Raw genomic sequence first — 23,456 nt, 5'->3', positions numbered from 1 at the left:
TGCGTGATGTCGCCGACAGATTGACGAAACGCTGGCGTCAATGTTTCATTGACATAGTTCGACTGCCAGGCACTGATGGTGATCTCGCCATCGAGGCGGCCGAGGATCGGCTCGCCAGGGCGCACGCTCCGTGCACGAGGAGGGCCGCGCCGCACGCAACGGAAGCGAGGGAGATGCCCCGGCGCCGGCCGCCCCGTCATCCGCTCCGAGCCGGATGGGCCGGGTCGACCCACGGCACGTGCTCGGGCTCAGCCACGCCCTCGATGTCCAGGTTCACCACGATCGGCTCCTGCCCGCTGCGCGTCAGCACACACTCCAGCGGCTCGTCGTCGAGCGCGTTGATCTCCTGGTGCGGCACGAACGGCGGCACGAAGATGAAGCCGCCCGGGCCGGCCTCCGCCGTGAACTCGAGGTGCTCACCCCACCGCATCCTCGCCCGGCCGCGCACCACGTAGATCACGCTCTCCAGCTCGCCGTGGTGGTGGGCACCGGTGCGGGCGCCGGGGTGGATCGTGACGGTGCCGGCCCATAGCTTCGCCGCCCCCACTCGCGTGTGCGTGACAGCCGCGGCACGGTGCATGCCTGGTGTCTGCGGTGTGTTGCTGTCGAGCGCCTCGCCGGGAATGACCCGGACCCCGTCGGTCCGCCACGAACGACCCGCCCGATCGCTGCTCATGCCAGCAGGCTAACCCGACATGCGATTCGGCCTCCGGAAACGGGGACTCGCGGAGAGAAGCCGGGCGACTTGCGGTGTGTCAGGTGGCGGTTGCCAGCGTCAGGGCGAAGCGGTCGTCCGGGTCGGTCCAGGTGCGGGTGATCGTGAAGCCCGCCTCTTCGAGCATCGCCCGGACGCCGGGGCCGGTGAACTTGGCGGAGATCTCCGTGCGCATCTCCTCCCCCGCAGCGAAATGCACCTCGAGGCCCAGTTCCGCAAGAGTGACGGTGATGGCGCTCTGCGCGACCAGCCGCATCTCGATCCACTCGTTCTCCGCATCCCACAGCGCGCGGTGGGTGAACTCCTCCACCGGGAAGTTCGCGCGCAGCTCGCGGTTGAGCACCCGCAGCACGTTGCGGTTGAACTCGGCCGTGACCCCGGCCGAGTCGTCGTAGGCGCGGACGAGCGTCTCCTCGTCGATCACGAGACCCGTGCCGAGCAGCAGCTGCTCGCCCGGTTGCAGCACCGCGCGAAGCCGCTCGAGGAACTCGGCACGCTCGGCGGGCAGCAGGTTGCCGATGGTGCCGCCGAGAAACGCCACCATCCGGTGCTTGCCCCGTGGCAACCGGTGCAGGTGGCTCGTGAAGTCGCCGACCACGCCGTGGAGCTCGAGGTTCGGGTACTCGACGGACAGGGCGTCCATGGCCGAGCGGAGGGCGGCCTCGCTCACGTCCTGTGGCACGTACCGGCGCAGCGACCCGGTACGGCCGAAGGCGTCGAGCAGGAGCCGTGTCTTGGCCGACGATCCCGAACCGAGCTCGACGATCGTGTCGGCGCCCGACGTGATCGCGATCGCGTCGGCGCTGCGCTCCAGCAAGGCCCGCTCGGTGCGGGTGGGGTAGTACTCCGGCAGCTCCGTGATCAGCTCGAACAGTTCGCTGCCCCGGGCGTCGTAGAACCACTTGGGGGGCAACTGTTTAGGGATCGTCGTGAGGCCTGCACGCACGTCGGCGCGCAAGGCGGCATCGGCGTCGCCGTCGGTGAGGTGGATGTCCAGCAGCGCGGGGCTCATGGGACTCCTGTCATCGTGAGTTCGTCGACCCGGTAGTGGCCCGGTCGGGCCACGACGAGATGCCGGTCGGGCACCGGGTTCCAGGTGGAAAGGCTGTCGATCGGCTCGGACGCGACCAGAACGGAGTCGGGGGTGGTGCGCACCGACAACGCGTGGTCCCACGCCGTGGCCCAGATCCCACGGCCGTCCGTGAGCAGCAGGTTGAGCCGCGACCCTGGTGCGGCCGCGGCCACTGCGGCGACGACCCCGGCCAGGACGTCAGCCGGATCCCCACCCTCGGACAGCCGATGGCGCACCAGCGCCCAGAGCAGGGCCGAGTCGGTGGGCGCGTCAAGGGTGATGAGATCGGCCACCGGCAGGCCGGCGGCGATCCCGGCGACCGAGTGCGGCCACCCCCGCACCACGCCGTTGTGGCTGAACAGCCATCGCCCGTGGGCGAACGGTGCCGAAGCCGTCTCCGTGACGGGCATGCCGACCGTGGCCGACCGGACCGCCGCCAGAACGGCGGACGAACGGGTGGCGCCCGCCATGGCGGCGAAGGAGGCATCGGACCAGAGCGGTGCGGCGCTGCGGTACCGCACCGCGTCGGCCTCGGGCGCCGGGTACCAGCCGGCGCCGAACCCGTCGGCGTTGATCGTGCCGCCGGCGCGCATGTCCAGCGGTGCGTAGGACTGCCGCAGCAGCCCATGGGGCGCCTCGAGGACCAGCGACGACAACGTCACTGGCGGCCCCAGGTAGGCCAGGTGGCGACACACCCGGGGCTACGCCGTCTCCGCCGGGGACACGTCCCTGGCGCAGCGGAAGCCCGAGAAGATCTGCCGGCGAATCGGGTGGTCCCAGTTGCGGAACGTGCTGCGGATGGCAGCAGGGTCGGTGCCGAAGGAACCGCCCCGCAGCACCCGGTAGTCGCCGCCGAAGAACACCTGGGAGTACTCGGGGTAGGGGAACACCTCGAACCCCGGGTACGGGTGCCAGCCCGAGCTGGTCCACTCCCACACGTCGCCGACGAGCTGCTGAACACCGAGCGGGGACGCCCCGAGGGGGAACGCCCCGGCAGCCGCGGGCTGCAGGTGCCGCTGACCGAGGTTGGCGTGCTCGGCGGTGGGCTCCTCGTCGCCCCACGGGAACCGCCGGGAGCGTCCGGTGGTGGGGTCGTACCGGGCGGCCTTCTCCCACTCCGCCTCCGTGGGCAGCCGCTTGCCGGCCCAGCGGGCGTACGCCTCGGCCTCATGGAAGCAGACGTGGACGACCGGCTCGTCGGCGGGCACCCGCTCGACCACGCCGAACCGCCGTCGGTACCACTCGCCCGAACCGTCGCGCTCCCAGAACTCGGGTGCTGTGAGCCCGGCCGATACGCGGTGCGCCCAGCCCGCGTCGCTCCACCACCGCTGGTCGTCGTAGCCGCCCGCCGCGATGAACTCGGCGTACTCGCCGTTGGTGACGGCCGCCGTGTCGATCACGAACGCCGGAACGTCGACCACGTGCGCGGGACGCTCGTTGTCGAGCGCCCACGGCTCGGTGGACGTGCCCATCGTGAACGGGCCGCCCGGCACGAGCACCTCGCGGGCGGCGAGCGCCCGCCCGGCCGGCGGAGCACTCGCGTGCAGTACCGGGGCGCCGGCCCGCAGCTGGTGGGTGGCGAGCATCGTCTCGTCGTGTTGCTGCTCGTGCTGCACGATCATGCCGAAGGCGAAGCCGTGCTCCACGAGACGGCGACCGGTGAGCGGGGTGCGCTCGAGGGTGTCGAGGGCCTTGTCGCGCACCTCGGCCACGTAGGCGCGAGCCTCGGCCGGGCCGAGCAACGGTAGATCGACGCGGCTCGCGCGCGAATGCTGGAACGCGTCGTAGAGCCCGTCGATCTCCGGACGCAGCGGCTCGCGACCGCCGACGTCACGCACGAGCCAGAGCTCCTCCTGGCTGCCGATGTGAGCGAGATCCCAGACCAGCGGTGACATCAGCGGAGAGTGCTGGGCCACGAGGTCGGCCTCGTCGACGGCGTCGGTGAGAGCGGTGCTGCGAGCACGGGACGCGGTGAGCAGCTCGGCGACGCGCGCGCGTAGCTCCTCGCTGCCTGACGCGATCTGGTCGCTGACGGTCATGACGTCTCTCCCTCCGGAGGTGCCGGCTGGCGGGTGGGGTTCTCGGCGTGGTCGGTTGCGAGGTCTCCGACGAGGCGATCGGCGGAGACATCGACGGAGGTGTCGGCAGGGCACAGGCCGCGCAGGACCTGCCGCTCCGTCATGTCCGCAAGGTCGTCGGCAACCCAGCGGGGCGCACCGAGGCCGGTCAACCGGTCGCAGGCCAGCTCGAACAATGTGGCCGCGGCCCGGGCGAGCGGCTGGTCGGCGAGGCCGAACCGGGCGGCCTCGGTCCAGCGACCCTCTGCGGGCTCGCAGGCTTCGCGCGCCTTGCCCGTGACGACGGTGTCGGAGAGCAACGCGGCGATCACCGCGACGGGCAGGGCCCACCGGCGCCCCGGCTGGGCGTCGACGTAGCGCACCTCGAGATGCCCGTGCGGGCGGACCGGCGGGAACAGGGTGGACACGTGGTAGTCGAGGTCGGCGGTGGTGGGAGGCACCGAGAGGGCGCCGTTGACCCAGTCGGCGAACGTGACGCCGCTGGGCACCTCCCATGCCCCTTCCCTGCGCACGAGCAGTAACGGACTGCTCAGCACCCGGCGCGCCCACGCCGTAGCGGGGTCCTCCGTCGTGACGTCGGAGATCCGCGGGGGCACCGTGCGGGACGGGTCGGCCCGCTGCCAGCACGCCCATCGCGACGACTTCCATCCCGTGGGCCTGCCGTGCAGCAGCGGTGAGTTGGCGAACGCTGCCAACAGCACCGGGCCGAACGCGTGGACCGCCGCCCAGCGCTCGGCGACATCGCCGTTCTCCCCCGCGTCGACGCACACCTGCACGGCGGCGGTGGAGCACATCGCGCTGCGGCCGTGCGGCCCCAACCGGTCGAACGCCTGCTCCATGGCTCGGTAGCGAGGAACGTCGAGGATGCGGACCGCAGGACGCACCGGGTCGGTGGCGCGGAGGTGGGGTTGTAGTCCTTGACCTGCGAGCAGGTGGTGCAGTGCGTCGGCGTCGGCGCGGACGGTCTGCAGCAACCCTCCGAGATCCGGAAGGGGCGGGCTCGCGAGTTCGATCTGGCCACCCGGTTCGACGGTGACGGCCGAACCGGCGGGGAGCGGTAGTGCGGACGAGGACGGGTCGAGCGTGGTGGGTGTGTGCGGCCCGAGCGCCGTGACCAACACGGCGGGATCAGGTGGCACCTCGGGAGCCGACGGCTGATGCAGCAGCCACTCGAGCTCCACCCCGACGAGTCGGGGAGGGCCGATCTTGAAACAGACGGACGCTACGTATGCCTCAGCATCGGCACAGTCGCGTAGAACCGACGGGCCCGCGTCCGGCGGATCGGCGGCGGGCGCACCCACCGCCGTAGCCGTCGCGATGCCCACATCTCTCGCCACCCGCATGACGCTACCCGCGGGCTCCGACGATTTCAGGGGCTCGACAGCCGTCACTGGTACATAAGGGCAATTCCCAAGACGTACGTACGTCTCGCTTTCCAGTTATCCTGGTCCGATGCCCCGTGTCAGCGCCGACCAGCTCGCCGCGAGGCGTGAGCAGATCCTCGACGGGGCCCGCGCGTGCTTCGCACGGCACGGCTACGAGGGCGCCACGGTGCGCAGGTTGGAGCAGTCCACCGGCCTATCGCGCGGGGCCATCTTCCACCACTTCCGCGACAAGGACGCCCTGTTCTTCGCCCTCGCCGAGCGGGACGCAGAGCGGATGACGGAGATCGTGGCCGAGCAGGGCCTCGTTCAGGTGATGCGGGAGCTCCTGACATCACCCGAACGCATCGACGCCGGCTGGACGGGCACGTTCCTCGAGATCGCACGTCGAGGGCGTACCGACCCGGGCTTCCGCGACCGCTGGCGCCAGCACGCCGAGGCGCTCACCGCGGCCACCCAGGCGCGGCTCGAACGGCAGGCGCGGGGCGGCACACTGCGCGACGACGTACCCATCCCGGTGCTGGCGCGCTATCTGGAGCTGGTGCTGGAGGGGCTGGTCTCCCACCTGTCCATGGAACTCCCCGGAGAGCACCTCACCGGCGTGCTCGACCTCGTGGAAGGCGCCGTCCGCCGCCGCTGACGGGCCGCTGCGGCTGCGAGCCCCGAGCTGGTCCGATCCGCGACAGGCGACCGTGGCGCCTCGCGGCGGGTGATGATCGCAACTCGGGATCCAGGCCCGATCCGGTGATCGACACCGGGCCGCGCTTGTACCGGGGCGTCGCCCACGCCAAGGGCAGGCACCGGACCATGATCACTAGTTCGGCACCTCCAACCGCGCCACAGCCGGTTGACGGTTCCGAAACGATGATCATCCTGCGGCCGGGTCGAGCTGACCTACGGCTCAGCCGGCCCTGCGGCCACCCGCACCACGCTCGACCGCGCCACCGCGGGGTCCGAGCGCCCGAGCCGGACTGTGGGGATGATCACCATTCTGGGACCGGCGACCGCGCCACACACGGCTCCGAGGCCCGAGCCGACGATCAAGGTCCACCGGCGGCCTGCACCGACCCCGGCGACCGCACCGCACACGGCTCCCGGGCGCCCCCGGTCCGAGCGCGATGATCGCCACGAGATCGGGCAATCCGCCCGCGCGAGGGCGAAAACTTCGATCTGGGAACGATCATGGGCCGGGGCCTGGCACCGCGCCCTCGACGCGGGCGCCGCCGTGCGTGCCCCGCAGGTGCCTGAGCCGGACCCGTGGGAAGGTGATCATCACTCTGGGACCCGCGACCGCGCTGCACACGGCTCCGGTGACCGAGCCGACGATCATGGGCCACCAGAAGGCGCCCACCGGCACCCGCGGTCGGCCACCCATGATCACCGAACCGACCCCGGGAAGCGCGCCACACGCGCCTGCACGTCCCGAACCGATGATCAACGGCGCCGGCTCGTGCCCGTGATCGGCCGCGACGAGCGCCATGGCACACGTGCGTCGGTCAGGCCCGCCCGCCGCCGATGCCCCGGGCGGGGTTCCACTCGCCGGTGTCGGGCCCCTCCTCACCGGGGAGAACGGTCGCGCCGCAGGTCGGGGCGCCGGCGGGGTGGGTGTAGGAGTACCACCACGTCATGCTGCCGTCGGGAAGAGCCTCCGCGATGTGAGCAAGGCGGACCACTGCCTCGCTGTCGCTGATGCGCCCGTAGCAGCGCTCGCAAATCATGATCATGGTTGTGCTCCAGCCGGCTGATCGCCGCAGACCGTTGAACCGTCAGGAATGGGCACTGTGGTCGGCGTCGACTCTCCGGTCACCCGACTTCCATGCTCCTCCGTCGCCACCATGAGCGGACGTGGCGTCGCCCACGCATCTCGGCCGGTCAGCCGAACAGGTGCGCCTCTTGATGGCGCACCGTGCACCCCGGTATGCCACACGCGATCCCGTTCGGCACGGGTTCGACGACCGGCTCGCCGAAGTCGTCGCCGTCGGCGAACTGGGTGCGGTAGAGCGCGGCGTAGCGGCCGGCCCGGGCGAGTAGCTCGTCATGGGTGCCGCGCTCCACGATCCGGCCCTGCTCGACCACCGCGATCTCGTCGGCGGCCCGGATCGTGGAGAGCCGGTGGGCGATGACGATGGCGGTGCGGCCCACGAGCGCCTCGGCCAGTGCGGCCTGGACGGCGGCCTCGGACTCGGAGTCCAGGTGCGCGGTGGCCTCGTCGAGGATCACCACGCGGGGCCGGGCCAGCAGCAGCCGGGCGATCGTCAGTCGCTGCCGCTCCCCTCCGGAGAGCCGGTACCCGCGCTCCCCCACCACCGTGTCGAGGCCGTCGGGAAGTGCGTCGAGCAAGGCGCCGAGGCGGGCCCGTCGCAGAGAATCGACGATCTCGGCGTCGCTCGCCTCCGGGGCGGCGTAGCGCAGGTTGGCCCGGATCGTGTCGTGGAACAGGTGCCCGTCCTGGGTCACCACACCCACGGCGCCGCGCACCGCGGCGAAGGTCAGGTCCCGGACATCGATGCCGGACAGCTCGACCGCACCCTCGTCCACGTCGTACAGCCGCGGCACCAGAGAGGCGAGCGTCGACTTGCCTGCTCCCGACGAACCGACGAGCGCGAGCAACCGGCCCGGGCCCACCTCGAGGTCGATGCCGTGCAGCACCTCCTCGTTGACGCGGTTGTCCAGCACGGCCACCTCCTCCAAGGAGGCGAGCGACACCCGCTCCGCGTTCGGGTAGCCGAACCGCACATCGCGCAGCCGCACGCTGACGGGTCCGTCGGGCAGCTCCACGGCGTCCGGCTTCTCCGTGATCATCGGCTTCAGGTCGAGCACCTCGAAGACGCGCTCGAACGACACGAGCGCGGTCATCACGTCGACGCGGGCGTTGGCGAGCGCGGTCATCGGTGTGTAGAGCCTGGTCAGCAGGAGCGCGAGAGTGACGACCGTGCCGGGCTCGATCTGCCCGGTCACCGCCAGGTAGCCGCCGAGGCCGTAGACGAGCGCCTGGGCCAGCGCCGACACGAGCGACAGCGCGGTGACGAAGACGCGCGACACCATCGCGGTGCGCACCCCGATGTCGCGCACCCGCTCGGCGCGTTCCCCGAACTCGCGCGCCTCCTCCTCGGGACGGCCGAAGAGCTTGACGAGCGTGGCGCCCGGCGCGGAGAACCGTTCGGTCATCTGCGTGCTCATGCTCGCGTTGAGATCGGCCGACTCACGGCGCAGATCAGCGATCGTGCGGCCCATCCGGCGGGCCGGCAGCACGAAGATCGGTAGCAGCAAGAGCGCCAGCAGCGTCACCTGCCAGGCCAGGCTGATCATCACGCCCAGGGCGAGAGCCAGCTGGACGGAGTTGCTCAGCACGGTGGCCAGCGTCGATGTGATCGCCGACTGCGCGCCCATCACGTCGTTGTTGAGCCTGCTCACGAGGGCACCCGTGCGCGTACGCGTGAAGAACGCGATCGGCATCCGCTGGACGTGCTCGAAGACGGCGCGCCGCAGGTCGACGATCAGCCCTTCCCCGATACGGGAGGAGAACCAGCGCGACACCAGGCCCACCACGGCCTCGAGGACCGCGAGGGCGGCGATACCGCCGGCGAGGCCGAGCACCGTGGCCGCAACCACGGACACGTCGCCGCGCGCGACGATCGCGTTCACCACGCGCCCGGCGAGCACCGGCGTCAGGACACCGATGGTGGCCGAGACGACCGTCAGCAGCAGGAACGTCAGCAGCCAGCCGCGGTAGGGCTGGGCGAAGGTCCAGATCCGCTTGATCGTGCCCTTCTTCACCGACTTCGGTGCGTCTGCCGCTCGGACGACGCCCCGCATCATCCCCCAGGTCCGGTCCACCGCGGCTCCTTCGCTTACACCGTTGCAACAGCTCTTCGGAGCGCTGCAACGCCGCCGCGGTGTCCTTTTACTCCCTGATCCCCACGATCATCCCTCGCCCGCCGCGAGGCTCCGCAGACGGCGAAGCTGCGCGGCGCGTTCCGCCGCGAGGGCGGCGGCGGGGTCCAGGCCGTCCGCGACTCGTGCAAGCAATGCGTGAGTCTCAGCGCCGGCACCGGGCGGCGGGGCCAGGAGGGCTGAGACGAGGGCATCGACCTCGGCGTCCAGTTCCGCTACGGGAACCGCACGCAGTGCGAGGCCGCATGCCACCGCCTCCTCCGCTCCGACCCGCCGCCCGGTGAGGCATATCTCCACGGCGCGGGCATAGCCCACGGCGTGGACCAGTGGGTGGGTGCCGCCGAGGTCCGGGACGATCCCCAAGGTGGCCTCCGCCATGCAGAACTGCACGTCGTCGGCAACAACCCGCAGGTCACAGGCCAGCGCGAGCTGGAATCCAGCTCCGATCGCGTGGCCCTGCACCACCGCAACGGTGACCCGTGCGGGATGACGCAGCCACGAGAAGCCGGCCTGGAAACCGGCGATGACGGCATCGGCGTCTCCGTCGGGCAGCTCCGCGATGCCGGCGATGCCGGGCATCCCATCGACTTCGCGTGCCCAGAAGAAGCGCCTGTCGAGACCGGCCGAGAAAGCCCGTCCTTCACCCCGCACGACTACCGCCCGAACCTCATCGGAAAGGGCGTCACCGATCGTGCGCAACGCTTCCCACGTTGCCGGCGTCTGCGCGTTCAGCGCCTCAGGGCGCGAAAGCCAGATCGTTGCCCGGGGGCCGTCCACGTCGAGCGCCACTCCGCCGCGCTCGAGAAGGCCGGGGTCCACCGCCGCTGTCGTCATGCGGGCAGGCTAGCCCGCGGCAGTCTTACTTCTTCTTGGTGCGCGTCGCCCCGCCACGACCCCGCAAGGACACGCCCGTCTCGCTGAGGACCCGGTGAACGAATCCGTAGGACCGCCCGGTCTGCTCAGCGAGCGCTCGGATGCTGGCGCCCTTCTCGTACTTCTTCTTGAGATCGGTGGCGAGTTTGTCACGCTGGGTGCCGGTGATACGTGCACCCTTCTTCAGGTCGGCCACGGCCGTTTCCTCCTCTGTCCGCCGCAGTACTTCCGCGCGCGGCTCGTTACCGGCCCCCCGGTGCGCGCAATGATCGCTTACCGATGTGCCTGTAACCAGGAGATCCACTCGATGATCGGTGAACGGTTGCGCCGAACGGACCACGCGGACGGGTGATCATTGACGCACCGCTGTGACCTCCCGGCCACTCCCTCGCCACCTGATTGTCGCCCTGGGTGAGCCCACTCAGGTTCTTTTCCGACTCATGGATTACAGCCGGTGAACACGACGTGCCGAATAACTTTGTCCGATCGGGTGGTCGCCCGAAGAGTGGCAAATCGCCCGATCAGGCCAACTGGACGAGTTCGAGATACTCGGCCGACCAGAGATCCTCGGTGCCGTCGGGGAGCACGATGACCTTGTCGGGGTGCAACGCCTCGACCGCGCCGGGGTCGTGGGTGACCAGAACGACGGCCCCCGCGAAGCGACGGAGCGCGTCGAGAACCTGTTCACGGCTCGCCGGATCGAGGTTGTTGGTGGGCTCGTCGAGCAGAAGGACGTTGGCGGCGCTCGAGACGAGCCCGGCCAGCGCGAGGCGCGTCTTCTCCCCACCCGAGAGCGTGCCGGCGGGCTGCGTGAGCTGATCGCCGGAGAACATGAACGACCCGAGCAACGTCCGCAGCTGCTGTTCCGGGGTGTCCGGCGAGGCGTGCCGGACGTTCTCCCAGACCGTGGCGTCGAGGTCGAGAGTGTCGTGCTCCTGCGCGTAGTAGCCGGTGCGCAGCCCGTGGCCGGGCACGACCTTGCCGGCGTCGGGCATCTCGGTGCCGGCGAGCAGCCGCAGCAGCGTGGTCTTCCCGGCGCCGTTGAGCCCCAGCACCACGACCTTCGTGCCGCGGTCCACGGCGAGGTCGACGCCGGTGAACACCTCCAGCGAGCCGAACGCCTTGCTCAGCCCCTCCGCGGTGAGCGGGGTGCGCCCGCACGGCGACGGGTCGGGGAAGCGGATCTTCGCGACGCGGTCGGCGCGCCGCTCGGGTTCGAGGCCGGCGAGCATCTGGTCGGCCCGGCGCGCCATGTTCTTCGCGGCGACGGCCTTCGTGGCCTTCGCGCCCATCTTCGCCGCCTGCGTGTGCAGCACGGCCGCCTTCTTCTCCGCGTTGGCGCGCTCACGGCGGCGGCGCTTCTCGTCGGTGGCGCGAGCCTCCTGGTAGCGGCGCCAGTCCATGTTGTAGACGTCGACCTCGCTGCGCGTGGCGTCGAGGAACCAGACCTTGTTGACCACCGCGGCCAGCAGCTCGGTGTCGTGGCTGATCACGACGAGACCACCGTCGTGGGCGGAGAGGAAGGAACGCAGCCAGGTGATCGAGTCGGCGTCGAGGTGGTTGGTGGGCTCGTCGAGCAGCAGCGTGGTGGCGCTCGGCGCTCCCCCGCCGCCGCCGTCGGAGGCGGCGAAGAGGATGCGGGCCAGCTCGACGCGGCGGCGCTGACCGCCGGACAGGGTGGCCACCTGCTGGTTCAACACGCGGTCGGGCAGGCCCAGGTGGGCGCAGATCCGGGCGGCCTCGCTCTCGGCGGCGTACCCGCCGAGGGCCGAGAAGCGCTCCTCGATACGGCCGTACTCGCGCACCGCCCTCTCGTTCTGGGCGCCGTCGACCAGCTCGGCCATCGCCGTCTGGGCCTTCTCCATCTCACGCAGCATCTCGTCGAGGCCGCGGGCGGACAGCACGCGATCCTTCGCCGTGACGGTCAGGTCGCCCTCGCGAGGGTCCTGGGGCAGGTATCCGACGGGGCTGTTGGAACCGACGCTGCCGCCGTACGGCTCGCCCTCGCCTGCCAGCACGCGCATCGAGGTGGTCTTGCCGGCGCCGTTGCGCCCGACGAGCCCGATGCGGTCGCCCGGCTGCACGCGCAGGGTGGCCCCGGACAGCAGGATCCGGGACCCGGCCCGCAGTTCCAGGTCAGTGGCAGTGATCACGAGAAGAACTCCAGAAGGTCCGGCAGTACAGACGAGTGCCCGGGGAGCTGCTCGCTGCTACACGGTCCGGATCACGGCATCCAGACTACCGACCCGTGCTAGCGGATTCGGGAAGTAGGGTGCCGCACATGACCGATCTCACCGACCTGTCCGGCCGAGCAGCCCTCATCACCGGCGCGAGCCGCGGCATCGGTTTCGCCATCGCCGGCGAGCTGCTCTCCCGCGGCGCGTCCGTGACGATCACGGCCCGCAAGCCCGACGAGCTCGCCACCGCGGGCGAGAAGCTGGTCGCCGACTTCGCCGGTGGCGACGCGTCGCGCGTGCTGACGGTGGCGGGCAACGCCGGCTCGGCGGAGGCGCGGGAGGAGGCCGTCACCCGCACCGTCGAGACGTTCGGCAGCCTCGGGATCCTCATCAACAACACCGGTATCAACCCGATCTACGGCTTCCTCATGGACGCCGACCTCGACGCCGTCCGCAAGATCTTCGACACCAACGTCGTCGCGGCGCTGGCGTTCGTGCAGCTGGCCTACAAGGCGTGGATGGGCGAGCACGGTGGCGTTGTGGTCAACCTCGCGTCCACCGCCGGGCTGCGTTCCACGGGTGTGATCCCGATCTACGGCGCGTCCAAGGCGGCGCTGATCCGCCTCACCGAGGAGCTCGCCTGGCAGCTCGGGCCGGGCATCCGCGTCAACGCCGTGGCGCCGTCGGTGGTGAAGACGAAGTTCGCCAGCATGCTGTACGCCGATGGCGAGGAGAAGGCCAGCGAGCCCTTCCCCATGAAGCGGCTCGGCGAGCCCGCGGACGTGGCCTCACTCGTCGCCTTCCTGGTGTCCGACGCGGCGTCCTGGATCACCGGCGAGACCGTGCGGATCGACGGCGGCATCCTCGCCACCGGCTCGCGGGGCCCGGCCTGATCGCACGCGTGGTCCGCCGCTAGAGCACGGCCGCGTCGGTCCAGAGCCGGGCCGAGCGGCCGGTCAGCACGTCGAGCAGCGCCGTGGCCTGTCCGTCGGTGAGCGAGGCGACGTAGTCCACCACCGCGCGGCCACGCGCCAGCCGCTCGACGTCCGCGGCGGGCGCGAACGCGGCGAACTCACCGCGGGCCAGCGCGACGAGGTCGTGCAGGCGCGGCGGCTTGCGGGTCTCGCTGTCGTCCTCGGCGAGCCAGTCGTGCAGCGCCCCGACGAGGCCGGCCAGCACTGTGGCCTGCCCGCGCTGGTGCGAGGCGAGATCAGCGCGCTGCAGTACGAACCGGTGGTGCACGAACTTGAGCACCGCCACCTCGTGCCACTGCTCGGTGGCCAGCGCGACGTGCGCGGAACGGACGGGCGGATCGGTGAGCACCCGCACCCCGCCCACGAGCCGAGCGGTCCACCGCGCGGAGAACTCGGCGACAGCCCGTTCCGCGGCCATCGACCCGTCGAACGACGAGGCCAAGAGGCCGTCCGCGAGCTCCGTGCGGACGCGCTCGACGGCCGCGGCGAACGCCTCCGCGTCGTACGCCCAGCCGTCCTTGTTCCGGAGCCTGCGCCGGAGCCGCTCGAGAGCGGCCCCGGGACGGTCGCCTCCGACCGCCGAGCCCGCCTGCTGCCAGCCGCGCAGCTCGGCGGCCACCCCGGCCTGCTGGAGCACTCCGACGCGGTGGAAGTCCTCGAGGTCGTGGATCGCGTAGGCGATGTCGTCGGCGAGATCCATCACGGCCGCTTCCACGGTCTGCTGCCACGGCCCGATGGCCCCGAACGCGCTGCGGCCTGCGCGCAGGTCGTCCAACTCGGTGGAGTAGGCCGAGAACTTCGCCGACCCGGCGTCCGGAGCGCCTGGCAGCGGGCCCCCACCCCGTGGCGGGAGCGCCGCCGCGCTCGGGTGCGGATCGGGGTGGCCCCGCCTCGCCCACGGGTATTTCAGCACCGCGGCTCGGACGGCGGCGGTGAGGTCCAGGCCCGTGCCGCCGGGGCCGTGCAGGTCGATCGTGGTGACGATCCGGAAGCTCTGCGCGTTGCCCTCGAACCCGTCGGGCAGTCCGAGCCGCTCGCGTCCGAGCCGGTCGAGCACCTGCTCCCCGAGATGCCCGAACGGAGGGTGGCCCAGGTCATGAGCCAGCGCCGCGGCCTCGACGACATCGGCGTCGAGGCCGCCGAGGCGGTCGAGCAGGGCGGCCGTGGTGGCGTCGGCGGTCAGTCGCTCGGCGATCGCGCGGCCCACCTGGGCCACCTGGAGGCTGTGGGTGAGCCGGTTGTGCACGAGCAAGCCCGACCCCGTGGGGCTCACCACCTGGGTCACCCCGGCGAGGCGGGCGAAGAACGGCGAGGCCACGATTCGGTCCCGGTCGACGCGGAACGGGCTACGGGCGAGAGCCGCACCCGTCTCGGACACCGGCGAGCGCCGGGCTGCCCGCGCGGCATGATCCGGCCCGGCTCCTTCTGGCGCCTCCTGAGCTGCCGCCGGCCCCACCCCCAGATCGGTCATCGCAGCAGGCTAATCGCCGGGTGCGGCACGACTCGCGGACGGGGAACGGGCGACTCGCGGGGTGGGGCGGTAGAACGAGTCCGTGCTCAAAGCGGACGTTCTCGTGGTCGGCGGCGGCCCCGCCGGCCGGTCGCTGGCCGCCGAGACCGCCGAGCGCGGGCTGCGCACGCTGCTGGTCGACCCGACTCCCGACGCCCCGTGGCGGGTGACCTACGGCTGCTGGGTCCGCGAGCTGCCCGTGGCGCTGCCCCCGTCGGCTGTGGCCGCCGTGGTGCGCGGCCGCGCGATCGCGCTCTCGCCGCACGATCTGGGGTGGGACTACGCCGTACTGGACGTCGCGGGACTCCGCGCGCACCTGGACTCCCGCCTCGAGCGCTCCGGAGCCACCGTCCTGGCCGGACGGGCTGTCGATGTGGTGGCGCCCGGGACGGTCGCGCTGGCGGACGGCTCCCGGATCGAGGCCGGGATCGTCGTGGACGCCGGTGGCAGGCGCCAGCCGCTGCGCTCGGCATCCACCCGACGGCGTCCCGCCGCGGAACAGACGGCGTACGGCGTGGTGGTCGACGAGTCGCAGGCCGCCGCCCTCGTCGCAGCGGGCACCGCGCTGTTCATGGACTGGCGCCGCGACCACGGCGAGGAGGGCTGGCCGACGTTCCTCTACGCCGTGCCGCTCGGCGGGGGCTCGGTCCTGCTCGAGGAGACCTCACTGGCGCGTCGTCCCGGGCTTCCGCTGCCGGTGCTGCAGCGCAGGCTCTTCGCGCGGCTGGCCCACCACGGGATCGCACCGCAGTCCACCGCACCGGTCGAGCGGGTGGTCTTCCCCGTCGACTCCCCGCTGCACCGGACGCCCGGGGTGCTCGGCTTCGGGGCGGCGGCCCCGCTCGTGCACCCGGCGAGCGGGTTCAACCTCGCCGCGACGCTCGGCCTCGCGCCCGCAGTGGCCGATGCGGTGGCCTCGCACCTCGCGGCCGGCCCCGAGGCCGCGCTGGCCGCTGCCGACGCGACCATCTGGCCCCGGGCGGCACGCGCGGTGCACCGCCTGCGCCGCGTCGGGCTCGAGGCGCTGCTGCGCATGCCGCCCGACGAGGTGCCTGCCTTCTTCGAGGTGTTCCTCGGCCTGCCCGAGCGCCACCGTTGGGCCTACCTCACCGGGCGCCAGGACCTGCGCGGGATGGCCGCCACGATGAACGCGCTCTTCGCTCGCGCCGGCTGGCGGCTGCGCCGGCGGCTCGTCGGGCCCGCGCTGCGCCGGCCCGCACCCCCCGTGATCGACGAGGTGCCCACGATCGGGTGATCCCCCACCGCTCACCGGGGCCGCCCGCTACCGCCGGTAACCTCCAGGCCGACGTTCCCCCGACCGGAGGCCTCCATGTCCGCCTACCGCACCATCGTCGTCGGCACCGACGGATCCGCCACCTCCTTCGCGGCTGTGGACCGCGCCGCCGCCGTCGCGGGCGACACCGACGCCGAGCTCGTGATCGTGTGCGCGTACACCCCGACCGGACGGGGCGACACCGCCGAGGCCGAGGACGTCCTGAAGGACGAGGCCTTCCTCGTTCGCGGCTGGACTCCGGCGGAGGAGACGCTGCGCTCCGCCGAGGACCGGGCACTCGCCGCCGGCGCCGGCAGGGTCCGCACGGTGGCCGCCGACGGCGCGCCGGTGGAGGTGCTCCGCAAAGCCGTCGCCGACGCGAACGCCGACCTGCTCGTCGTCGGCAACCGCGGGTTGAACACGTTGAGCGGGCGCCTGCTCGGCTCCGTCCCGTCCGACGCCGCGCGCCGCGCGGGAGTGGACGTGCTGATCGTCCACACGACCTGACGTGGGCACGGCCGACCGCCCGCTGGACGAGGCGATCGAGGAGATCGTGCTGGGAGCACCGCGGCGCTACACGCGGTTGCAGGTGAGCGAGGCAGCCGGCCTCGACCTCGACGAGGGACGCAGGCTGTGGCGCTCGCTGGGCTTCGCCGAGGTGGCGGACGACGCCGTGCTGTTCACCGAGCGCGACGTACAAGCCGTCCGTCTGATGACGGGCCTCACCGCGGCCGGTGTGCTCGAACCCGACGTGCGCGAGGCGGTCGCCCGGGCTGTGGCACAGCAGATGTCGCGGCTCGCGGAGTGGCAGGTCGGCCTGGTGAAACGGCTGATCGAGAGCCGATCGGAGGACGTCACGGCGCAGCAGGCTCTCGAGACCACCGCCGCAGTGCTCCCCGCTCTGGAGTCACTGCAGACCTATGTGTGGCGCCGGCACCTTGCCGCCACCGTCCACCGCCTGCTGGCGACCTCCGGCACCCAGGAGGAGGCCCCCGACACCTGGCCACTGGTCGTCGGCTTCGCCGACATGGTGGGTTTCACCCGCACGACGCGGCGCCGCAGCAGCGCGGAGCTCGGCGAGATGATCGAACGCTTCGGCTCCACCACCACCGAGGTGATCGCCGACGGACACGGCCGGATCGTCAAGACGGTCGGGGACGAGGTGCTGTTCGTCGCCGACGAGATCGCCGACGGGGCGGCGATCGCGCTGGGCCTGCGCGACCGCGTGCGCGGCGAGCCCCTGCTCCCCCGGCTGCGGATCGGGCTGGCCGCCGGCCCCGTCCTCGTGCGGTACGGGGACGTCTACGGTGAGGTCGTCAACATCGCGTCCAGGCTCACCACGCACGCCGACCCGGATTCCGTGCTCGTCGACCGGACGGTTGCCCAGAAACTCGCGGACGACCGCCGGTTCACGCTGCGCCCGCTGCGGCCCCTCGCCGTTCGCGGGTACCGGAACCTGCATCCATGGTTGATCGAGAATGCCGCTTGACCACGGGCTGGGCGTAGCGTCCAGGATGTCGACCATGACCACCACCGGCTCGGCGACGTCGACGCTGACCTCGTACCTCGACAGGATCGGCGAGCCCGGCGCTCGCGATGCCGACCTCCCTGCCCTGCGGCGCATCGTCGCTGCGCACACGGGGTCGATCGCGTTCGAGAACCTCGACCCGTTCACGCGCCGGGACGTGCGGCTCGACCAGGAGAGCCTCTGCGCGAAGCTCGTCCACGGTGGACGGGGTGGCTGGTGCTTCGAGCAGAACCTTCTCCTCCGCGGCGCCCTCGACGCGCTGGGCTACCGCACCACGGGCCTCGCGGCGCGGGTGCTGTGGGGACGCCCTGCCGATGCGCCCGCGACTCCGCGGAGCCACATGCTGCTGCACATCGACCTGCCCGAGGGCCCGCACGTGGTCGACGTCGGCTTCGGAGGTCTGACGCTCACCGGCGTGCTGGCGCTCGAGCCCGAGGTCGAACAGGCCACCCCGCACGAGCCGTTCCGCCTGTGGCCCGACGGCGCCGGGTTCGTGATGCAAGCGCTGGTCGCAGGTGAGTGGCGCCCCCTCTACCGGTTCGACCTCACCGAGCAGTGCCTCGCCGACTACGAGGTGACGAACTGGTACCTCGGGCACCACCCGGCGTCGCACTTCCTCTCCACCGCGATGGCGGCGCGCCCCGACACCGACCGGCGTTACGCGCTCAACGGCACCACCCTCACCGTGCACCACCTCGGCGGCCCGAGCGAGCGCCGTGCCCTGCAGACCCCGGCCGAGATGTGCGCCGTGCTGGAGGAGAACTTCCGGATCGACCTGTCCGGGTTGCCCGACCTCGACGCAGCGCTCGGCCGGCTCTTCTGAGCAACCCCCGCCGATCCCCGGACACACCGCGTACGTCGACAAGGCCGGCCCGATCACGTCGAGCGCACGAACTCACCGCTCGTCACGTACTCCATCGCCGCGATGAACTCCGGTTGCCCGGCACGGCGTTCCGCCTCCTGCGCGTCCACCTCGGCCACCCGCGTCTGGATCCACCAGAGGTTGCCGTACGGGTCGCGCACACGGCCCACGCGGTCGCCCCAGAACATCTCGGTCATCGCCGTGACAGCGGTGGCGCCCGCCGCGAGCGCGCCGGTGAACACCGCGTCCCCGTCCGGCACGTAGAGGCGCAGGAAGGCCGGGGTGTCGGGCCAGTCAACGGTCCCGTCGAACATCATCACGACCGCATCGCCGATCCGCACCTCGGCGTGCCCGATCGTTCCGTCCGGGCCCTGTACGCGGGCGAGCTCCTCCGCGCCGAACGCCTCGTGCACGAACGCCAGCAGGCCGTCGGTGTTCCGTCCGATGATCCACGGCGTGACCGTGGTGTAGCCCGGGGGAACGGGGCTGATCGTCTTCTCCGTCATGACTGGACGGTAGGAAACCCTGAGGCCAGTTCCTGACCTCCGGCCGGATGGCCATTCGGGCAACGTGATTGCCCGACGATGTGCCCGGATGATTCCTGTCCGCCCATCAGCCCGGCCCTAGTGTCACCGAGAGGGGGCTGTTGATCACTCCTCGCGAAGGAGGCCCCGTGCGCCGTCACGAGTCGACTGCGGGGCGCGACATCGACCAGGCCGGGACATCCCACCCCGCTCGCCCGCCCGCCCCAGCCCGGTCCAGCGGGGTCCCGGCCGCACTTCTGACCTTGCAGCGCAACGCAGGGAATGCGGCCGTCGTCGCCTTCCTCCGGACGAGCCGAGCAGAGGAACCGGTCGAGGAACCGACGGTGCAGCGGTCGGGCGTCCCCGAGGTACTGCGCTCGTCGGGACGGCCGCTCGACATCCCGGTCCGCCGCGACATGGAAGCCCGCCTCGGCGCGGACTTCAGCTCCGTCCGCGTCCACACCGGACCCGCGGCCGGCCGGTCCGCCGCCGCGATCGGCGCACAGGCCTACACCTCCGGCGAGCACGTCGTCCTGGGCCCCGGCGCCGACGACCGCCACACCCTCGCCCACGAACTCACCCATGTCATCCAGCAACGACGAGGGCCGGTCGCAGGAACCGTCCGCGGTGACGGGCTGAGGATCAGCGACCCGAGCGACCGTGACGAACGAGCCGCCGAGGCGAACGCCCGCCGGGCGCTGCGGCGCCCGCCCACCGAGCTCGGTCAGAGCGCACCCGAGCCACCGCACGCCCACGCCGGGCCGGCATCGGACCAGCTCACGGTGCAGCGCAAGGTCGGAATCGAGATCGAGACCGGGTGGTACGTCGACACGGCCGACAAGCCGCTGATCGGCAAGACGAAGCCCGGCAAGCCGCTGAAGAAGTACGACGTCGTCGGGGAACCGTTCGACGGCTTCAAGGTGACCGCCGACATCGCACCCGACAAACGGTCCGAGATCGAGTTCGTGGTCGACCCGCCGGTGGAGGAGGGCGACGACGGCAAGCAGCGCCTCGAGACCGTGATGAAGAACCTCACCGACGTCGGCAAGGGCATGGAGCGGGCCGGGAAGGGGACGGAGCACTTCACGCAGGACAAGGCCACGGGCCGGAAGCCGGACAAGAACTTCGTGATCACTCCGAGAGGGTCGCTCGACGGGAGCCCGCAGGTCACCCTCGGTCTGGCGCTCAGCGCGATCACCCGGATGGCCCCGCCCCCGCCGCCCGCCCCCGCGGCCGGACAGCAGCCTGCGCCTCAACCGCCCGAGGACAGACCCGCACCTGCGGCGATGAAGCCAGGTGCGGCGTATCTCGCAGGGCACGCCCGCCGCGTGACGGGCAAGGGTGCCATTCCGACGCCCAGCGACGACCTCAAAGGCCTGATCGCAGTGATCTCGAGCTACATCATCAAAGGCTCGGTCACCGCCCAGCAGCTCGCCTATCCGAAGCAGATCGCCAACGTCCTCATGGCGCGCACCGACTTCGCCAAGCTGTTCCTGCTGTTGCCGGCCGCCGAACGGACGATCCTCGAGGCCGACAAGCAACTCTGGGTGGATCTGGTCGTCGATGCCGCAACAGCGGGCAAGCTGAGCGGCACCATCGACCCGAACAAGAACGTCATCGAGGCGGGCACCAAGCGCACGGGCGTCCGGGACCTGACGATCAAGGACTGGCTGACGGCCATCGCCGAGAACGACGACAAGCTGAACAGCGTTTTCGCCCCCACCAACATGGGGGCGCTGAAGGACAGGACCGAGCAGGTCGGGCCGGACAACGCACGCCAGGACGCCGGGATCTTCGAGTTCCGCGCCTCCCAGATGACGAAGCTTCCGCTCGACAAGTGGAAGGAGTTCGCCCTCATGGCGCACGACTACATCACCCGGCTGCACGGAGGCTGACCGCGTCGCAGCCGCGGTACGCCCGCTATGTGAGTTGCTCGGTCACGATGCGACGGCAGCTCGAGGGTACGGCGTTTAGCATGGCCCCCGTGCGGCTGGTCGACACGGAGGTCGACCGCCTGATCCGGCGTGCCGATGCCGACCCCGTTCCAGGAGTCCACACACCGCCGCCCTCCTCCGACCACTGCACTGCGAGGTCCACACGTGAACCACGGCAACCAGGGCACGACGTCGCTCGCAAGCGGCACGACGGAATCGGTGACCGTCGAGGAGACCGCCGTCCGTGCCCCCGACGACCGATACGGCGGCACGGGGTTGGACGTCGCGCTCCTGCTCCTGCGCCTGATCCTGGCCACGACGATCGGTGCGCACGGGCTCATCAAGGTGTTCGGTTTCCTCGGCGGGCCCGGTCTCAGCAGCTTCGCCCAGGTCCTCCACGGCTACGGCTTCACCCGCGGGATCACCCTGTTGTCCTGGGTCACCGGGCTGACCGAGGTCGGCGCGAGCGTGATGCTGGTGCTGGGCCTGGCCACCCCCCTGGCGGCCGCCGGGGTGCTCGGGGTCCAGCTGAGCGTGGTCTGGGCCAAGCACGGCGGCGGCTTCTTCGAGGGCGCGGGAACGGGCTTCGAGTTCGAGCTCACGCTCGTCGTGATCGCACTGGTGCTGCTGCTCGCCGGCGCCGGCCGCCTGTCCCTGGATGCGAGAACCCCATGGGGCAGGAGTCCGCTGTTCTTCGGGCTGGCGGGGCTGCTCGTCGCGATCCTCGCCTCGATTGTGATCAACCTGGCGTTCTGACGGCCCCGGCGGACACTGCGGCCGCCCCGGCACCGGCGAGCGTCCAGGTTTTGGACGCGCTGCGACCGGGCAAGCGCTGGTGATGGTTTCGTCAGCACCTGAGGCATGACTGCCGATGCAGCGATGACCGCCGCGGGCCGCGTGGCCACCGCGGCGGTCATCGCTGTCCGGCCGCGCTCGAACGTGTCCACCTTCCACTCCCCACGCTCGGGCGACGCCAGGACGAAACCCCTCTGCTGAACGTGCACCCGAACTGCACGAGCCCCATCACGAGGAGGAACACTGGTGAGCGATCCCACTTCGAGGTTCACGACGACTGATGCCGGCATCCCGGCCGAGAGCGACGAACACTCGCTCACCGTCGGACCGGGTGGCCCGATCCTGCTGCAGGACAGCTACCTGATCGAGCAGATGGCGCAGTTCAACCGCGAGCGGATACCTGAACGGCAGCCTCACGCGAAGGGCAGCGGCGCGTTCGGCCGGTTCGAGGTCACGAACGACGTGAGCGCCTACACCAAGGCCGCGCTGTTCCAGCCGGGACAGAAGACCGAGATGGCCGCGCGGTTCTCGACCGTGGCCGGGGAGCGCGGCAGCCCCGACACCTGGCGCGACCCTCGCGGCTTCGCGCTGAAGTTCTACACGGCCGAGGGCAACTACGACATGGTCGGCAACAACACGCCGGTCTTCTTCGTCAAGGACCCGATGAAGTTCCAGCACTTCATCCGATCCCAGAAGCGCCGCGCCGACAACAACCTGCGCGACCACGACATGCAGTGGGACTTCTGGACCCTCTCGCCGGAGTCCGCGCACCAGGTGACCTGGCTGATGGGTGACCGGGGGATCCCGCGCACGTGGCGCCACATGAACGGCTACACCTCGCACACCTACATGTGGATCAACGAGGCCGGCGAGGAGTTCTGGGTCAAGTACACGTTCAAGACCGATCAGGGCGTGGAGTTCTTCACCCAGGACGAAGCCGACCAGATGGCCGCTGCCGACACCGACTACCACACGCGGGACCTGTTCGAGCACATCCGGGACGGGGAGCACCCGAGCTGGACGCTGTACGTGCAGATCATGCCGTACGGCGACGCGCCGGGTTACCGCTTCAACCCCTTCGACCTCACCAAGGTCTGGCCGCACGGCGACTACCCGCTGATCGAGGTCGGCCGGATGACGCTGGACCGCAACCCGACGGACAACCACACCGAGATCGAGCAGCTCGCGTTCCAGCCGAACAACCTCGTTCCGGGCATCGGGCCGAGCCCGGACCGGATGCTGCTGGCCCGGCTGTTCTCCTACGCCGACGCCCACCGGCACCGCCTCGGCGCCAACTACCAGCAGATCCCGGTGAACGCCCCGACGTCTCCGGTGCACTCGTACAGCAAGGACGGGGCGATGCGCATGGTGAAGGTCGCAGATCCGGTGTACGCGCCGAACTCGAAGGGCGGCCCGGCGGCCGACATCTCGCGAGTCGGGAAGATCCCGAGCTGGCACACCGACGGGGACATCACCCGCGCCGCCTACGTCGACCACGCGGAGGACGACGACTGGGGCCAGGCCGGCACGCTCGTGCGCGAGGTGCTGGACGACGCCGCCCGTGAGCGCCTCGTCGACAACGTCGTGGGACACCTGCTCAACGGGGTCACCGAGCCCGTGCTGGAGCGGGCGTTCGACTACTGGCGCAACGTCGACAAGGGCATCGGCGAGCGGATCGAGGCCGGGGTGCGTGCCAAGGCGGACGAGACCGACCCGAAAGCCGAGAAGCAGAGCAACCGCGCTCGTAGCTCGATGCAGGCCAAGGCATAGAACCGCTACAGCGCCCGCAGGCCACCTCGTCCCGAAGCACGTACGGGTTCGGGGACCGGTCCGTTCAGCAGCAGGCGGGACGGGCGACGCAGTGA

23 protein-coding genes are annotated in these 23,456 nt (G+C 71.2%); 10 read left to right on the top strand and 13 right to left on the bottom strand.

Annotated elements, in window-relative coordinates; genetic code table 11:
• Window positions 1-196: 196 nt before the first annotated feature.
• From ABD743_RS14080 to egtA, 5 genes are all read right to left on the bottom strand, one after another.
• Window positions 197-676 carry a cupin domain-containing protein gene (locus ABD743_RS14080; protein WP_344722483.1) on the bottom strand — a complete coding sequence of 160 codons (480 nt, stop codon included), beginning with the start codon at window positions 674-676 and terminating at the stop codon, window positions 197-199.
• 79 nt (window positions 677-755) lie between these two features.
• Entirely contained in the window at window positions 756-1,727 is a 972-nt protein-coding gene (gene egtD, locus ABD743_RS14075; protein ID WP_344722482.1) for an L-histidine N(alpha)-methyltransferase, read from the bottom strand.
• Window positions 1,724-2,482 carry an ergothioneine biosynthesis protein EgtC gene (gene egtC / locus ABD743_RS14070; RefSeq protein WP_344722481.1) on the bottom strand — a complete coding sequence of 253 codons (759 nt, stop codon included), beginning with the start codon at window positions 2,480-2,482 and terminating at the stop codon, window positions 1,724-1,726. The genes egtD and egtC overlap by 4 nt, the downstream gene beginning before the upstream one ends.
• Window positions 2,483-2,488: 6 nt before the next feature.
• Window positions 2,489-3,826, bottom strand: coding sequence for an ergothioneine biosynthesis protein EgtB (gene egtB / locus ABD743_RS14065; protein WP_344722480.1), 1,338 nt, complete (start codon window positions 3,824-3,826; stop codon window positions 2,489-2,491).
• Complete coding sequence (gene egtA, locus ABD743_RS14060) at window positions 3,823-5,202, bottom strand: ergothioneine biosynthesis glutamate--cysteine ligase EgtA (protein WP_344722479.1); 1,380 nt, start codon at window positions 5,200-5,202, stop codon at window positions 3,823-3,825. The genes egtB and egtA overlap by 4 nt, the downstream gene beginning before the upstream one ends.
• Window positions 5,203-5,317: 115 nt before the next feature.
• Here egtA and ABD743_RS14055 point away from each other — a divergent pair, with 115 nt between their 5' ends.
• A complete protein-coding gene (locus ABD743_RS14055; RefSeq protein WP_344722478.1) occupies window positions 5,318-5,887 on the top strand; it encodes a TetR/AcrR family transcriptional regulator in 570 nt (189 codons plus the stop codon).
• 540 nt (window positions 5,888-6,427) lie between these two features.
• Here the strand turns inward: ABD743_RS14055 and ABD743_RS14050 are convergent.
• The 6 genes from ABD743_RS14050 to ABD743_RS14025 all read right to left on the bottom strand — a co-directional run bounded on the left by ABD743_RS14050 (window position 6,428) and on the right by ABD743_RS14025 (window position 12,167).
• Window positions 6,428-6,727, bottom strand: coding sequence for a hypothetical protein (locus ABD743_RS14050; protein WP_344722477.1), 300 nt, complete (start codon window positions 6,725-6,727; stop codon window positions 6,428-6,430).
• Window positions 6,728-6,743: 16 nt separating this feature from the next.
• The gene (locus ABD743_RS14045; RefSeq protein ID WP_344722476.1) at window positions 6,744-6,971 is read right to left on the bottom strand and encodes a hypothetical protein; all 228 of its coding nucleotides are present in this window, start codon (window positions 6,969-6,971) and stop codon (window positions 6,744-6,746) included.
• A 148-nt stretch (window positions 6,972-7,119) separates the two neighbouring features.
• The gene (locus ABD743_RS14040; RefSeq protein ID WP_344722794.1) at window positions 7,120-9,063 is read right to left on the bottom strand and encodes an ABC transporter ATP-binding protein; all 1,944 of its coding nucleotides are present in this window, start codon (window positions 9,061-9,063) and stop codon (window positions 7,120-7,122) included.
• A 108-nt stretch (window positions 9,064-9,171) separates the two neighbouring features.
• Complete coding sequence (locus ABD743_RS14035) at window positions 9,172-9,975, bottom strand: enoyl-CoA hydratase/isomerase family protein (protein ID WP_344722475.1); 804 nt, start codon at window positions 9,973-9,975, stop codon at window positions 9,172-9,174.
• A gap of 25 nt (window positions 9,976-10,000) precedes the next feature.
• A complete protein-coding gene (locus tag ABD743_RS14030; protein ID WP_075942968.1) occupies window positions 10,001-10,210 on the bottom strand; it encodes a helix-turn-helix domain-containing protein in 210 nt (69 codons plus the stop codon).
• Window positions 10,211-10,535: 325 nt separating this feature from the next.
• Window positions 10,536-12,167, bottom strand: a complete 1,632-nt coding sequence (locus tag ABD743_RS14025) for an ABC-F family ATP-binding cassette domain-containing protein (RefSeq protein ID WP_344722474.1) — start codon at window positions 12,165-12,167, stop codon at window positions 10,536-10,538.
• A gap of 128 nt (window positions 12,168-12,295) precedes the next feature.
• On the opposite strand from ABD743_RS14025, the gene ABD743_RS14020 reads away from it, so the two are divergent.
• A complete protein-coding gene (locus tag ABD743_RS14020) occupies window positions 12,296-13,084 on the top strand; it encodes an SDR family oxidoreductase (RefSeq protein WP_344722473.1) in 789 nt (262 codons plus the stop codon).
• 19 nt (window positions 13,085-13,103) lie between these two features.
• Here the strand turns inward: ABD743_RS14020 and ABD743_RS14015 are convergent, their stop codons facing one another.
• Entirely contained in the window at window positions 13,104-14,636 is a 1,533-nt protein-coding gene (locus ABD743_RS14015) for a deoxyguanosinetriphosphate triphosphohydrolase family protein (RefSeq protein ID WP_344722472.1), read from the bottom strand.
• A gap of 82 nt (window positions 14,637-14,718) precedes the next feature.
• On the opposite strand from ABD743_RS14015, the gene ABD743_RS14010 reads away from it, so the two are divergent.
• The 4 genes from ABD743_RS14010 to ABD743_RS13995 all read left to right on the top strand — a co-directional run bounded on the left by ABD743_RS14010 (window position 14,719) and on the right by ABD743_RS13995 (window position 18,299).
• A complete protein-coding gene (locus ABD743_RS14010) occupies window positions 14,719-15,930 on the top strand; it encodes a lycopene cyclase family protein (protein WP_344722471.1) in 1,212 nt (403 codons plus the stop codon).
• Window positions 15,931-16,005: 75 nt separating this feature from the next.
• Window positions 16,006-16,455 carry a universal stress protein gene (locus tag ABD743_RS14005; RefSeq protein WP_344722470.1) on the top strand — a complete coding sequence of 150 codons (450 nt, stop codon included), beginning with the start codon at window positions 16,006-16,008 and terminating at the stop codon, window positions 16,453-16,455.
• 1 nt (window position 16,456) lies between these two features.
• Window positions 16,457-17,437 (top strand): adenylate/guanylate cyclase domain-containing protein, encoded by a 981-nt coding sequence (locus ABD743_RS14000; protein ID WP_344722469.1) that lies wholly within the window; start codon window positions 16,457-16,459, stop codon window positions 17,435-17,437.
• Between the two features lie 34 nt (window positions 17,438-17,471).
• A complete protein-coding gene (locus ABD743_RS13995; RefSeq protein WP_344722468.1) occupies window positions 17,472-18,299 on the top strand; it encodes an arylamine N-acetyltransferase family protein in 828 nt (275 codons plus the stop codon).
• 53 nt (window positions 18,300-18,352) lie between these two features.
• Here ABD743_RS13995 and ABD743_RS13990 read toward each other — a convergent pair whose 3' ends face one another.
• Entirely contained in the window at window positions 18,353-18,844 is a 492-nt protein-coding gene (locus ABD743_RS13990) for a VOC family protein (protein WP_344722467.1), read from the bottom strand.
• A gap of 167 nt (window positions 18,845-19,011) precedes the next feature.
• Between ABD743_RS13990 and ABD743_RS13985 the strand changes: the two genes are divergently transcribed.
• The 4 genes from ABD743_RS13985 to ABD743_RS13970 all read left to right on the top strand — a co-directional run bounded on the left by ABD743_RS13985 (window position 19,012) and on the right by ABD743_RS13970 (window position 23,361).
• Complete coding sequence (locus tag ABD743_RS13985; protein ID WP_344722466.1) at window positions 19,012-20,757, top strand: eCIS core domain-containing protein; 1,746 nt, start codon at window positions 19,012-19,014, stop codon at window positions 20,755-20,757.
• Window positions 20,758-20,961: 204 nt separating this feature from the next.
• Window positions 20,962-21,552, top strand: coding sequence for a DoxX family protein (locus ABD743_RS13980; protein ID WP_344722465.1), 591 nt, complete (start codon window positions 20,962-20,964; stop codon window positions 21,550-21,552).
• Between the two features lie 105 nt (window positions 21,553-21,657).
• Window positions 21,658-21,792 (top strand): hypothetical protein, encoded by a 135-nt coding sequence (locus ABD743_RS13975; RefSeq protein ID WP_344722464.1) that lies wholly within the window; start codon window positions 21,658-21,660, stop codon window positions 21,790-21,792.
• Between the two features lie 45 nt (window positions 21,793-21,837).
• The gene (locus ABD743_RS13970; protein WP_344722463.1) at window positions 21,838-23,361 is read left to right on the top strand and encodes a catalase; all 1,524 of its coding nucleotides are present in this window, start codon (window positions 21,838-21,840) and stop codon (window positions 23,359-23,361) included.
• Window positions 23,362-23,456 lie beyond the last annotated feature (95 nt).

This window comes from Pseudonocardia yunnanensis (genome assembly GCF_039534065.1).
GTDB lineage: Bacteria > Actinomycetota > Actinomycetes > Mycobacteriales > Pseudonocardiaceae > Pseudonocardia > Pseudonocardia yunnanensis.
The sequence above is the reverse complement of the archived record's forward strand: the minus strand, read 5'-3'. Positions and strand labels throughout refer to the sequence as shown.

What these genes read in the sequence shown, in the direction of transcription:
- ABD743_RS14080 (WP_344722483.1), bottom strand. Translation starts at nt 676, where the DNA reads ATGAGCAGCGATCGGGCGGGTCGTTCGTGGCGGACCGACGGGGTCCGG.
- ABD743_RS14015 (WP_344722472.1), bottom strand. Translation starts at nt 14,636, where the DNA reads ATGACCGATCTGGGGGTGGGGCCGGCGGCAGCTCAGGAGGCGCCAGAA.
- ABD743_RS14035 (WP_344722475.1), bottom strand. Translation starts at nt 9,975, where the DNA reads ATGACGACAGCGGCGGTGGACCCCGGCCTTCTCGAGCGCGGCGGAGTG.
- ABD743_RS14040 (WP_344722794.1), bottom strand. Translation starts at nt 9,063, where the DNA reads ATGCGGGGCGTCGTCCGAGCGGCAGACGCACCGAAGTCGGTGAAGAAG.
- ABD743_RS14005 (WP_344722470.1), top strand. Translation starts at nt 16,006, where the DNA reads ATGTCCGCCTACCGCACCATCGTCGTCGGCACCGACGGATCCGCCACC.
- egtB (WP_344722480.1), bottom strand. Translation starts at nt 3,826, where the DNA reads ATGACCGTCAGCGACCAGATCGCGTCAGGCAGCGAGGAGCTACGCGCG.
- ABD743_RS13995 (WP_344722468.1), top strand. Translation starts at nt 17,472, where the DNA reads ATGACCACCACCGGCTCGGCGACGTCGACGCTGACCTCGTACCTCGAC.
- ABD743_RS14055 (WP_344722478.1), top strand. Translation starts at nt 5,318, where the DNA reads ATGCCCCGTGTCAGCGCCGACCAGCTCGCCGCGAGGCGTGAGCAGATC.
- egtD (WP_344722482.1), bottom strand. Translation starts at nt 1,727, where the DNA reads ATGAGCCCCGCGCTGCTGGACATCCACCTCACCGACGGCGACGCCGAT.
- ABD743_RS13975 (WP_344722464.1), top strand. Translation starts at nt 21,658, where the DNA reads ATGACTGCCGATGCAGCGATGACCGCCGCGGGCCGCGTGGCCACCGCG.
- ABD743_RS14050 (WP_344722477.1), bottom strand. Translation starts at nt 6,727, where the DNA reads ATGGCGCTCGTCGCGGCCGATCACGGGCACGAGCCGGCGCCGTTGATC.
- ABD743_RS14020 (WP_344722473.1), top strand. Translation starts at nt 12,296, where the DNA reads ATGACCGATCTCACCGACCTGTCCGGCCGAGCAGCCCTCATCACCGGC.
- ABD743_RS13990 (WP_344722467.1), bottom strand. Translation starts at nt 18,844, where the DNA reads ATGACGGAGAAGACGATCAGCCCCGTTCCCCCGGGCTACACCACGGTC.
- ABD743_RS14045 (WP_344722476.1), bottom strand. Translation starts at nt 6,971, where the DNA reads ATGATCATGATTTGCGAGCGCTGCTACGGGCGCATCAGCGACAGCGAG.